8 protein-coding genes are annotated in these 12,017 nt (G+C 69.4%); 6 read left to right on the top strand and 2 right to left on the bottom strand.

Translation table 11 applies throughout. The features are described 5' to 3' along the window. Positions 1 to 109: 109 nt before the first annotated feature. Positions 110 to 1,294: a porin gene (locus BpN12_RS07810; protein WP_246791872.1), complete on the bottom strand. Its 1,185-nt coding sequence runs from the start codon at positions 1,292 to 1,294 to the stop codon at positions 110 to 112. Positions 1,295 to 2,077: 783 nt separating this feature from the next. Between BpN12_RS07810 and leuA the strand changes: the two genes are divergently transcribed. Further along, entirely contained in the window at positions 2,078 to 3,787 is a 1,710-nt protein-coding gene (gene leuA / locus BpN12_RS07805) for a 2-isopropylmalate synthase (protein ID WP_246794659.1), read from the top strand. 116 nt (positions 3,788 to 3,903) lie between these two features. Here leuA and BpN12_RS07800 read toward each other — a convergent pair whose 3' ends face one another. Beyond that, positions 3,904 to 4,617, bottom strand: coding sequence for a helix-turn-helix transcriptional regulator (locus tag BpN12_RS07800; RefSeq protein WP_246791871.1), 714 nt, complete (start codon positions 4,615 to 4,617; stop codon positions 3,904 to 3,906). Positions 4,618 to 4,826: 209 nt separating this feature from the next. Here BpN12_RS07800 and BpN12_RS07795 point away from each other — a divergent pair, with 209 nt between their 5' ends. The 5 genes from BpN12_RS07795 (at position 4,827) to BpN12_RS07775 (ending at position 12,011) form a co-directional block, all read left to right on the top strand. Further along, entirely contained in the window at positions 4,827 to 5,645 is an 819-nt protein-coding gene (locus BpN12_RS07795) for an AraC family transcriptional regulator (protein ID WP_246791870.1), read from the top strand. 692 nt (positions 5,646 to 6,337) lie between these two features. Beyond that, positions 6,338 to 7,120 (top strand): DUF3050 domain-containing protein, encoded by a 783-nt coding sequence (locus BpN12_RS07790; RefSeq protein WP_198253172.1) that lies wholly within the window; start codon positions 6,338 to 6,340, stop codon positions 7,118 to 7,120. Next, the gene (locus tag BpN12_RS07785; protein WP_246791869.1) at positions 7,117 to 7,503 is read left to right on the top strand and encodes a cupin domain-containing protein; all 387 of its coding nucleotides are present in this window, start codon (positions 7,117 to 7,119) and stop codon (positions 7,501 to 7,503) included. Before BpN12_RS07790 ends, BpN12_RS07785 begins: the two co-directional genes overlap by 4 nt. After that, positions 7,500 to 8,426 (top strand): diiron oxygenase, encoded by a 927-nt coding sequence (locus BpN12_RS07780; RefSeq protein WP_246791868.1) that lies wholly within the window; start codon positions 7,500 to 7,502, stop codon positions 8,424 to 8,426. The genes BpN12_RS07785 and BpN12_RS07780 overlap by 4 nt, the downstream gene beginning before the upstream one ends. A gap of 9 nt (positions 8,427 to 8,435) precedes the next feature. After that, positions 8,436 to 12,011, top strand: a complete 3,576-nt coding sequence (locus tag BpN12_RS07775; RefSeq protein ID WP_246791867.1) for an amino acid adenylation domain-containing protein — start codon at positions 8,436 to 8,438, stop codon at positions 12,009 to 12,011. Positions 12,012 to 12,017: the final 6 nt, after the last annotated feature.

Below are 12,017 nucleotides of genomic sequence, written 5' to 3'. Positions count from 1 at the left end.
CAACGGGTGTAATGGGTGTAACGGGCGCAACGGGCGGGCGGCAGCCGGAGCCCGGCGGCCCGCCCGCGGTCGCGGTGGTGGTTGCGAGCGCCACGGCCGCCGCGGGCCGTCAGAACTTCACGCGAATCCCGCCGAACGCGGCCACCTGGCGGTTCGTCGACGACGCGGTGCCGACGTCGGCGATCGCCGCGATCGCGCGGTAGCCGCCGCCGGACGACGTGCTCGCGTCGCCGGCCGCGAGCTGGTAGACGCCCGACAGATACAGCTCGGTGCGCTTGGACAGCGCGTAGTCGATCCCGAGCGTGAACTGGTGCCAGCGCGGCTTCAGCGTGCCGCCGCCGGCGCCGGGCAGGCCGCTCGCGCGGCCGTCGGTGAACGCGTAGATGCCGACCAGCGTGGTGGCCGGGGTGAGCCGGTAGCGCGCGTTCAGGTCATAGTTGTTGAGCTTGCGCGCCGAGCCGTCCACGTAGTCCAGCTGCGTGTGGCTCCAGGCGAAGCCGACGATCGCGGCGCCCGCCGTGTAGTTCGCGCCGGCCACGGCGATCTGCTGCTTCGTCACGCCGCCGTCGAGTCCGTAGAAGAACGCGCCGCTGTAGTCGTCGCCGCTGGTGGGGCTGGCGCCGCCGATCGCGCCGCCGGTGTTGCCGGCCGCGTTCGGGTGGTTCAGCACCACGTAGCCGCCGCCCAGCGACAGCGGCCCGTTGGCGTAGGTCGCCGCGATCCCCCAGGCGCGGTTGTTGCCGAAGCCGGTGCCGCCGCCCGAGCCGGCCTGGTTGCTGAACGCGTAGAGCGCGTCGACGGTGAAGCCGGCGAACGTATCGCTGCGGAACTTCACGGCGTTGTTGATGCGAAACGTCTGGTTCAGGTTGTCGTTGTCGCCGACGTGGGTGGCGGGCGACCAGAAGCCCGGCCCCGCGTATTGCGCGACGAGGTCCGACAGCGGCTCGTACTGGCGGCCGAAGCTGAGCGTGCCGAGGCCGGCCCTGGCGAGCCCGACGAACGCCTGGCGGCCGAACTCGCGGCCGCCCTGGGCGAGCGTGCCGTCGTTGGGCCGGAAGCCGTTCTCGAGCGTGAACACGGCCGACAGGCCGCCGCCCAGATCCTCGGTGCCTTTCAGGCCCCAGCGGCTGCCCGACAGCTTGCCGCTGGTCTGCTGCAGGTTCGAGGCGCCTTTCTGGTTGTTCGTGTAGGCCACGCCGGCATCGACGATGCCGTACAGCGTGACCGAGCTTTGCGCGTGGGCGGCCAGCGACGCCGCGAAGGCGCCGCCGAGCGCCAGGGTTTGCTTCAGCATGGTTTTCCTCGTTGTTGTGTGTGTGCGAGTTGGGGGAAAGCCAGACGATGCTAGGCAGGCGGCGCGCGGCCCGGAAACGACGATGCGGGATTTGAAAAGCAGAAAATCATGGTTCGGGGCGGCCGTCGTCGCTCTTCCGTGCGCGACCGGACAATCTGTCGGAATGCTGACGAATTCCGTTGCGCGTACATCGAAATGAAAAGTGGCGCAGCCGCTTATGCGGTGCCGATGGAATCGTCAGGAAAACTTGATCGATGGGCCGGGCGCGAAGTGATGCCTGCGCGCGACACGGCGGGCGTCGCGCCGCCGACCGGCGGGCGGGCTGCCTCGCGCCGCCGGCACCCGATGCGCCAGGATGGGGCGCGACCCGGGGCAACCGCCGCGGATGACGCGGCCGGCGCCCGATCTCGCCCCCGCGCCAGCCAAAAATCCGGTTGACAGCGGGGCGCCCGGCGTGGTTTTATTGCGGCCATGCAAGCCGCCCAGATCCTTTTCTCGCTACGACTACTAGCCCCGCTATCCGGGCTAGGTCTGCGGCTGCGCGCGTTCTCCCTGCTTCGTTCCTGAAGCGCCAGCGTTTCCCCGCATCACACCTGGCCCCGGTTGTCGACCGGTGCCCGCATTGATTCTCCCCCCAGGTTCCCGTCGCACGACCCCCAAGGCCAGCCAGTATTTGCCGCTTTGCCGTTGTGCCGTTTCATCGTTGCGCGTGTTTGCCGATCCGTACCCCGGATTTCCGGCCCGCCGCGACGCTTACGAAAACCTGACCGAGGACCGATCATGATGCTCAAGAACCCCGCCACCAAGTACCGCCCGTTCACGCCCATCAACCTGACCGACCGCCAGTGGCCGTCGCGCACCATCACGCGCGCGCCGATCTGGATGAGCACCGACCTGCGCGACGGCAACCAGGCGCTGTTCGAGCCGATGGACGCGGCGCGCAAGATGCGCATGTTCAAGACGCTCGTCGCGATCGGCTTCAAGGAAATCGAGGTGGCGTTCCCGTCGGCCTCGGACACCGATTTCAATTTCGTGCGCGAGCTGATCGAGGGCGGCCACATTCCCGACGACGTGACGATCGAAGTGCTGACGCAGGCGCGCGACGACCTGATCGAGCGCACCTTCGCGTCGCTGCGCGGCGCCAGGCGCGCGATCGTCCATCTCTACAACGCGACCGCGCCCGAATTCCGCCGCATCGTGTTCGGCCTCGAGCGCGAAGGCGTGAAGCAGCTGGCGGTGAACGCGGCACGCACCATCAAGCGGCTGGCCGACGCGGCCACCGACACGCAGTTCACGCTGCAATACAGCCCGGAAACCTTCACGGCCACCGAACTCGATTTCGCCAAGGAAGTCTGCGACGCGGTGTTCGACGTGTGGCAGCCGACGCCCGAGCGCAAGTCGATCGTGAACCTGCCGGCCACCGTCGAGGTGGGCACGCCGAACTACTACGCCGACCAGATCGAGTGGATGCACCGCAATCTCGCGCGCCGCGATTCGCTGATCCTGTCGGTGCATCCGCACAACGACCGCGGCACCGCGGTGGCGGCGGCCGAACTGGCCGTGATGGCCGGCGCCGATCGCATCGAGGGCTGCCTGTTCGGCAACGGCGAGCGCACCGGCAACGTCGACCTGGTCACGCTCGCGCTGAACCTCTACACGCAGGGCGTCGATCCGGGTCTCGACTTCTCGCAGATCAACACCATCGCGCGCACCTCCGAGGAATGCACGCAGCTGCCGGTGCATCCGCGTCATCCGTATGTCGGCGATCTGGTCTTCACGGCGTTCTCGGGTTCGCACCAGGACGCGATCAAGAAGGGCTTCGCGGTGCAGCGTCCCGACACGGTCTGGGAAGTGCCGTACCTGCCGATCGATCCGAGCGATCTCGGCCGCGCCTACGATTCGATCATTCGCGTCAACAGCCAGTCGGGCAAGGGCGGCATCGCCTACCTGCTCGAACAGGGCTACGGCGTGGTGCTGCCGCGCCGCCTGCAGGTGGATTTCAGCGGCGCCGTGCAGCGCCTGACCGACGAGAGCGGCCAGGAAGTCTCGGCCGCGCAGATCTGGGCGCTGTTCGAATCCGAGTACGTCGCGAACCACACGCCGCTGCGCTACGTCGGCCACGAGCTGAGCGAGCGCGACGGCCGCGAGTCGATCGTGCTGAGCGCCGAGATCCACGGCGAGCGGCGCGAACTGCGCGGCGAGGGCAATGGCCCGCTCGACGCGCTGATGAACGCACTGCGCACGCCGCTGCGTATCCAGCACTACGAGGAACGCGCGCTGTCGCAGGGCGCCGACGCGAAGGCGGTGGCGATCGCGGAACTGGCGGGCGAGGGCGTGCCGGGCAGCGCGTTCGGCGTGGGCATCGACGCGAACCTGACCACCGCGTCGATCCGCGCCGTGATCAGCGGCATCAACCGCGCCTATGCGCGTGCCGACCAGGCGGCGCAGGCCGGCTTCTTCGCCGTGCAATCCGCGACCAGCGAAGTGGCCTGAGAGCCGTTTCGGGCATCCGGTCCGGCCGGGCCGGTGCCCGTGTCTTTGCCAAGCCACCCGGCGGCATGACTGCCGCCGGGTGGCGTGACGCATCCCGTGAAGGATGCGTCGCACGCTCACGGCAGCAGCCTCAGCATGGCCGCCTTGGCGGCGGCATGCGTCTTGTTCATCGCATCCAGTTTCATGACCGCGTTCTGCAAGTGAAACTTCACGGTACGTTCGGTAATCCCGACGATCCTGCCGATCTCATAGGCCGTCTTGCCGTCGGCCGTCCACGTCAGCACCTCACGTTCACGCAAGGTCAGCCCGCCGTCCGGCGGCCCGGCCGGTGCCGCCAGACGCGGCATCAGGTACGCATGCGCGGCCAGCGCGAGGCTCGCGCACGGCGCGTATAGCTGCGCGCTTTCCTCGGCATCGAGCGGCGCCGTATCGCGGGCCAGCGTCAGCACGCCCAGGTTGCCGGTGCGATCGAAGCAGCCGTGCGACCAGCCATATCGCAGGCCGTGGCGCGCCGCGTCGTCCCAGAACGCGGCGTCGCCACGTTCGTCGAGCGAATTCCAGACCACCGGCCGTGGATCGTTTGCGAGGCGCCGCATCACGGGGTCGCTCGCGACGTAGCCGAACTTCTCGTAACCGCGTTCCCATGCGGCCGGGTGATTGCCGACGAAGCGCACCTCGGGGCGCGCCAGCGGCAGCGTGCGGCGCAGCCCGTACAGGCAATGCGGGAAGCCGAGCGCGGCCGCGGCCGTGGTGATGGCATCGAGCGCGGTGTCCGCCGTCAGGGCGCGCTGCAGCGCCTCGAAGCACTCGTAAAGCGTCGTCAAATCCATGGGGAAAATCCTCGGGCATGTGGCGGGCATCGTGCATGGCGATCCGCTCATCCTGTTCAAAAGGGCAGTTTTAAAGCAGTTGCAAATACATGTTTAATGGCGGCGGCTCGCGTTCTGTCCTCGGCGAGCCGCGTGCCGGACGGCTTCAGCCGTTGCCGTGCTTTCTGATTTCACCTCCGGTAGATCCGATCATGACGAGCGTTTCCGACTTGCCCATTCGATCGCGCAGCACGCTCCACCCCAACGCGATGCACGCGTTTCCGGCGGGCGGCATTCGCGCGATCGCGACGCCGCGCGCGCCTGCCGCCGGTGCGGGGCTGCCGGTTGCGATCGAGTACGCGCCGCACGCGCACGAGTACGGGCAACTGCTGTTCACGACGCGCGGCGTGCTGGTGATCGACATCGACGGGCGGCGCTGGATCGTGCCGCCGCTGCGCGCGATCTGGATTCCGCCGCGCACCGTGCATGCGATCCGCGGGCTCGGAGACGTGCGGATCTGCGCGCTCTACGTGGGCGCCACGCTCGGCGCGCGGCTGCCCGCGCAACTGAGCGCGATGGCCGTCTCGCCGCTGCTGCGCGAACTGGCGAGCCGGGTCGATACGCCGCTCGACTGCGAGCGCGCGCACGACCCGGTCGCGCGCCTTTGCATCGACGAACTGCAGCAGCAGGCGCAGCTCCCGCTGTCGCTGCCGATGCCGCGCGACCGCCGCCTGCTGAAGCTGTGCGAGCGGCTGCAGCGCGAGCCGTATTGCGATCTGCCGCTCGACGCGCTGGCCAGCGACGTCGCGCTCAGCACGCGCCATCTGGCCCGGCTGTTCCGTCAGGCGACCGGCATGAGCGTCGCCGCGTGGCGCCAGCAGCTGCGGCTGTCGATGTCGCTCGCGCTGCTGGCCGACGGCATGCCGGTCACGCAGGTCGCGCACCAGGTCGGCTATCGCAGCCCGACCACCTACGCGGCCACCTTCAAGCGCGCGTTCGGCGTGGCACCGAGCCAGTACTTCGCGACCTCGGAGGACGCCGCGCGCTGAGCGCCGAGGACGCGCAGGCGCTCGCGCCTGCCGTCACGCCTGCGAATGCGTTCGCCGATCCCTGCGCGCCCGCGCATCGCGCCACCCTGACGCGACCAGCGGGACCGGTGCGTGCGCGCCGGCCATTCCGTTCGTAGCACGAAGCACTTCGTCGGCGCGGCTGCCGCATCGGCGCCATGGTTCCCATCGTGCGTTTCCGTCCCGCCGGCCACCGCGCCGCCACGCGTGCCTGGAACCGGTGGTTCACGCCGGTTTCTCCGTTTTTTCCCCACCCGCACGGCAAGCCGCGGCGGTCCCGATATCGCCAGGGACGGCCACGCCCGCTGAATTCGTTCAAATATTTATGGTGATTTTTGGCCTGGTTTTAATTGATTGAAAAGTCGAATCGTCAGTTTCATTTTTTTGGACGTCGACATCTATGCTATTCAGTCGGAGGCATTCGTGTCAAATCCCGGGGATTTGCCGTGAATTGGCTGAATTTCAAGTCTGGCGGGGCTCTGCGGGTGGTCCGTGGAAATCTGGTCCGGAAAGAATATGAGGATGTCCGATCCGGATAGGCGCGGTTTTGTACGGTTATTTAGTATCAGCGCTCGTTATTGTTGAACGCCCGGTGGCGAAGCCGCGAAACAGTGGTTGGCGACGCTGTTCGGAAAATCTGGTGTTACCTGATTGGACATCGAGAGGAGAGTGCCGTGAATCAAGTCGAAGCATTGGAACGGAAAATCAACGAGCAGCACGAGCGTCTCGCGCATCATCCGGTATTCGGATCGATCCGGACCATCGACGAGCTGCGTGTCTTCATGGAATGGCACGTGTTCGCGGTGTGGGATTTCATGTCGCTCGTCAAGCGGCTGCAGCTCGACCTGACCACCGTCACGCTGCCGTGGGTCGCGCCCGCGAATCCGAACGCCGCGCGGCTGATCAACGAGATCGTGCTTGGTGAGGAATCCGATGAAACGCCGAAAGGCCACATGAGCCATTACGACCTGTACCTGCATTCGATGCGCGAAGTCGGCGCCTCGACGGCACGCATCGAGGAGATGATCGCGCTGGTGCGTTCGGGCTTCTCGGTGTCGGCGGCGCTGAAGACGGTGGATGCGCCGGCGCCGGTGGCGCGTTTCGTCGAAGCCACGCTCAACGCCTGCACGGCCGGCGAGACGCACCAGGTGCTCGGCAACTTCTTCTACGGTCGCGAGAACGTGATCCCGGACATGTTCCGCACGCTGCTCGACGAATGGAAGATCGATCGCGAGTCGATCCCGCTCTTGGCCTATTACCTCGACCGCCATATCGAAGTGGATTCGGGCGAGCACGGCCCGGCCGCGCGCACCATGATCCGCGAAGCCGCGGGCGGCGATCCGGCGAAGTTCGAGGAAGCGCTGCAGGCCGGCCTGGACGCGATCGAGGAACGCCTGCGGCTGTGGGACGGCCTGCTCGCGCATCTCGGCGAGACGCGCAAGCTGGTGACGGCATGAAGCCCGCGCTGATCGAGAAGATCGTCGACTTCGGCGCGCTCGACTGGGAGCACCCGCCGCATTTCGACGAGGGCATCGACCAGGTGGTGCTCGTCGATACGCTCGACGAGCACGCGAAGCGCGGCATGCGCACGCGCATCGTGCGCTTCGCGCCGGGCCGCGGCACGCTGGTGCCGTTCGTGCACGACTACCACGAAGAGGTGTACCTGATCACCGGCGACCAGAGCCGCTACGACGTGGCGTCCCAGGCGCGCTTCGAGACCTACCAGCCGGGCAGCTATTTCGTGCGCCCGGCCGGCACGCCGCACGGCCCGCTCTGCAGCGACGCGGGCTGCCTGCTGCTGGAGATCCACTACTACGGCCACCGGGAGGACGCGCGATGACCGCCGCCACGCCCTACGTCAGCCACGCCGACCGCTGGGAGGCGCGCGCGACGGTGCGCTCGCGCCCGCGCCGCGTCGTGGAGGACGACGCGCTGCACTACTACCCGATCGAGCGCCAGCCGCTCTGCGCGCATCCCGCGATCGTCGACGCGGGCGACGCGGTGCGCGACTACGTGCTGCTGCAGAGCTTCTACAAGTACATCCAGGACGTGATCATCTTCGAGACGGAGATCGTCAACGCGACGGCGCTGCGGATCGCGCGCGGACGCTTCGCGCATCCGTTCCCGTTCGCCTGCCGCCAGGACGCGATGACGGTGGTGATCGACGAGGATTACCACGCCTACGTGGCGATGGACTATCTGCGGCAGGTGGAGGAGAGCACCGGCATCGCGCCGCTGCCGCCGAACCAGGAGATCGAGCTGTCGAGGGCGATTCCGCGCGCGATCGAGCGCGTCGGGCCGGCCCATCGCGACGGCATGGATCTGCTCTGCGTGGCGATTTCCGAGAACACCGTCACGGCCGAGGTGGCCGCGTTCGCGCGCGACGCCACGCTCAAGCGCTCGGTCAAGGGCGTGATGTCCGACCATCTGGCCGACGAGGGCCGCCATTCGAGCTTCTGGATCAGCCTCGTCAAGCTCTACTGGTCGCAGATCGACGAAAGCGCGCGGCTCGCGCTCGGCGAGGGGCTGCCGTGCTTCCTGCAGGAATACCTGAGCGCCGACCTGCAACTGCAGTTCGACCGCCGGCTGATCGAGTCGCTCGATCTGCCCGCCGAAACCCGAGCGCGGATCGCGGCCGACATGGTCGGCGCGTATCCGATCACGAGCCAGCATCCGATGATCGTCAACATCCGGCAGTTCTTCGAGATGAGCGGGCTGCTGGACCACGCGCCGACCCGCGCGGCGTTGTCCGATTACCTGTGAGCGGCGGCGATGAAAGCGATCAACATAGCGATCGGCGGGCAGACCCGCCTGGCGGCCCGGCTCGCCGCTGAACTCGAGGAAACCGGCCATCACGTCGGCATCGCGGACGGCCGCGACGGCCCGCTGCGCGAGGCGGCCGACGTGCTGCTGCTGCCGGCGCCGGCGCCCGGCCCGCTGCTCGACGCGGCCGAGTGGTGGATCGCCTGCGGCGAGCCGGACCCGGCGCTCGGCTGCGCGAACGCGCGGCCGCTGCGCTGCGAGATCACGGGCGACGCGTTCCCGCCGCGGCGCGCGCGCATCGCCTGGCTGACCGAGGTCACGCCCGGCGACGCGCGCGTGCTGGCCGAGGACACGCTGCTGCTCGACGCGGCGCGCAACGGCGCGGACCTGGCCGACACGCTGGTGAGCGCCGTGGTCGAGCTGCTGCACGAGGTGACGAGCCGGATCGCGCGCGACCTTTGCGAGCCGGCCGATGCGCCGCACGCGCTGCCGGCCGACGACCTGACGCTGGCGCTCGACCTGGACCGGCTGGCCGGCTGGCACGCGTCGAACCTGAACGCGGCGAGCTGGCCCGGCGAGCCGTCGCTGCCCGAACTGGTCTCGCGCGCGGCCGCGACGCGGCTCGAGACGATCGCGCTGGTCGCGCCCGACGGCGTGCTGACCTATCGCGCGCTGGTGGCGCGTGCCATGCGCTTCGCCACGCGGCTCGCGGCGCGTCGCGAGGCGCCGCGCGTCGTCGCGGTGCGGCTCGACAAGGGCGTGGCGCTGTATCCGGCGCTGGTCGGCGTGCTCGGCAGCGGGGCGACCTGCGTGCCGCTCGACCCGGCGTTCCCGGCCGAGCGCACCCGCACGATCCTGCGCGAGTCGGGCGCGGACGCGATCGTCGTCGATGCCGGCTTCGATCCCGCGCTGCTCGACGGCGCGGCGATCGAACTGATCCGCTATGACGCCAACGGCGAGGTCGGTGACGAAAACAGCGAAGGCAGCGAAGTCAACCACGACGCACACTGGCCGATCGAGGCCGACACCTCGCGCGCCGCGCGCTGCGCGGTCGCGATCTACACCTCGGGCTCGACCGGCGTGCCGAAGGGCGTGATGCTCTCGCATCGGAACATCGTGCATTTCTGCCATTGGTATCGCGACTACGTCTCGCTCGACGCGGCGTCGCGCGTGCTGCAGTTCTCGACGGTGGCGTTCGACGCGTCGCTGCTCGACATGTTCCCGACCTGGCTGGCCGGCGCGCTGCTGGTGGTGCCGGCCGAATCGCAGCGGCGCGAACTCGACGCGCTCGCGGCGCTCGTCGCCGAGACGCGCATCACCCACGCGTTCCTGCCGCCGGCGCTGCTGGCCGCGCTACCGCCGTGCGACTGGCCCGCGCTCGCGCATCTGGTGACGGGCGGCGACGTCTGCGATCCGGACACGATCGCGCGCTGGAGCGCCGGCCGGCGGCTGCACAACATCTACGGCCCGACCGAATGCACGGTGCTGGCCACCACCGGCGAGCTGCGCGCCGGCGACAGCAACCGCCGCATCGGCCTGCCGATCACGAACGCGCGCTGCTACGTGCTGGCGGCCGGCGACCGCCCGGCCCGCACCGGCGAGGAGGGCGAGCTTTGCATCGCCGGCGCCGGTGTCGGGCTCGGCTATCTCGGCCAGCCGGCGCTCAGCGCCGAGCGCTTCGTGGCCGACCCCTACGGCGAGACGCCGGCCGCCACGATGTACCGGACCGGCGACATCGCCTGCTGGGAACCCGACGGCACGCTGCGCTACGTGGGCCGGCGCGACACGCAGCTGAAGATTCGCGGCTTTCGCGTCGAGCCGGGCGAGATCGAGAACGCGGCGCTGGCGGTGGGCCTCTATCGCCAGTGCGCGGTGGTGCCCGACGAGCGCAAGCGGATCCGGCTGTTCGCGGCCAAGCCGGTCGACGCGAGCGCCACGCCCGAGGCGCTGCGCGACGCGCTCGCGGCCGCGCTGCCCGACTACATGGTGCCTTACGACGTGACGGCACTCGACGTGTTCCCGGCCACCGCCAACGGCAAGATCGACCGAGCGGCGCTGGCGCGGCTGCCGCTCTCGCGCGCCGGCACCGACGCGCACGAGCCGCCGCGCGGCCCGCTCGAGATCCGGCTCGCCGCGATGTGGGCGGCGCTGCTCGAACTCGCGCCCGGCGAGATCGGCCGTGACGATTCGTTCTTCGAGCTCGGCGGCCATTCGCTGCTGGTGTCGCGCCTGATGCTGGCCGTCAAGCGCGAGCTGGGCGGCAACGCCGCGCTCGCGCGCTTCATGGAACGGCCGACGGTGGCGGCGCTGGCCGCGCTGCTGACCGACGACACGCTTCAGCGCGGCGCCAACATCCCGCCGCGCGTACACGAGGATCGTCGTCTACCCGACGACGTGCGTCCCGCCGCCGACCAGGCAGCGGGCGAGGGGCCGGGCGCGCTGCTGCTGACGGGCGCGAACGGCTTTCTCGGTACCTTCCTGCTGAGCGAGCTCGTCAGCCGCACCAGCCAGGCTGTCTATTGCATCGTGCGCGGCGAGGACGATGCCACCGCACGCCGCCGGCTCGACGAGGCCGCGCTCGTCAACGGACTCGGCCACCTGTGCGGGCATCCGCGCGTGCGCGTGCTGCGCGGCGAACTCGGCGCGCCGCGCCTGGGCCTGGCCGACGACCAGTGGCGCCAGCTCGCGGCCGAGGTCGGCGTGATCCATCACAACGGCGCGCACGTCAACCACGTCTACGACTATCCGTTCCTGCACGCGGAGAACGTCGGCTCGACGCTCGAACTGCTGCGCCTCTGCTGCCTCGGGCGTCGCAAGTCGCTGCACTTCGTCTCGACGCTGTCGGCCGTGAGCACCATCGACGCGGCCGGCCGGCTGCCCGAGGCGAACCCGTCGGACAGCGGCCCCGCCTACGTCAACAACGGCTACAACCTGACGAAGTGGGTGTCCGAGCATCTGGTGGCCGAGGCCGCCGCGCGCGGCATCGACACCACCATCCTGCGGCCCGGCAACATCACCGGCCATGCGCAAAGCGGCCTGTGCCAGCCGGGACGCAACCGGATCCTGCTGCTGCTGAAGGGCTCGATCCAGCTCGGCCATGCGCCGCTCGCGAGCGAGGGCGGTCAGTTCGACCTGAGCCCGGTGGATTGCCTCGCGCGCGCGATCGTGGCCTGCACGCTCGATGCCGAGCGCAGCGAGCGCGTGTTCCATCTGCACAACCCGGCGCCGCTCGACTGGGCCGGCTATCTGCGCGCGCTGGCCGGGCGTGGCTACCGGCTCGAATTCGAGCCGCAGGACAGCTGGCGCGAGCGGCTGCTGTCGATCGACGAAACGAACGCGCTGTTCGACGTGGTGGCGTTCTATCTCGACGACCGGCAGGACGACATCGGCGACATGTCGGTGATCGACCACGCGCGCACCGGGGCCGTGCTGCGCCGGCTCGGCGTGACCTACCCGGACAAGGACGAACGGCTGCTGGCCGCGCATTTCGGCTATCTCGTCGAATGCGGGTTCCTGCCGCCGCCGCCCGAGCCCGCCGCGCCGCGCGAGGACGCCGCGCGGCGCGACCCCGAACCCGCCTGGTAAGCGGTC

Source organism: Burkholderia perseverans (genome assembly GCF_022870505.1).
Classification (GTDB): Bacteria; Pseudomonadota; Gammaproteobacteria; order Burkholderiales; family Burkholderiaceae; genus Burkholderia; species Burkholderia plantarii.
Note: the sequence above shows the minus strand (reverse complement) of the source record. Positions and strands in the feature narration are given on the sequence as shown.

What these genes read in the sequence shown, in the direction of transcription:
- BpN12_RS07785 (WP_246791869.1), top strand. Translation starts at nt 7,117, where the DNA reads ATGAAGCCCGCGCTGATCGAGAAGATCGTCGACTTCGGCGCGCTCGAC.
- leuA (WP_246794659.1), top strand. Translation starts at nt 2,078, where the DNA reads ATGCTCAAGAACCCCGCCACCAAGTACCGCCCGTTCACGCCCATCAAC.
- BpN12_RS07810 (WP_246791872.1), bottom strand. Translation starts at nt 1,294, where the DNA reads ATGCTGAAGCAAACCCTGGCGCTCGGCGGCGCCTTCGCGGCGTCGCTG.
- BpN12_RS07800 (WP_246791871.1), bottom strand. Translation starts at nt 4,617, where the DNA reads ATGGATTTGACGACGCTTTACGAGTGCTTCGAGGCGCTGCAGCGCGCC.
- BpN12_RS07780 (WP_246791868.1), top strand. Translation starts at nt 7,500, where the DNA reads ATGACCGCCGCCACGCCCTACGTCAGCCACGCCGACCGCTGGGAGGCG.
- BpN12_RS07775 (WP_246791867.1), top strand. Translation starts at nt 8,436, where the DNA reads ATGAAAGCGATCAACATAGCGATCGGCGGGCAGACCCGCCTGGCGGCC.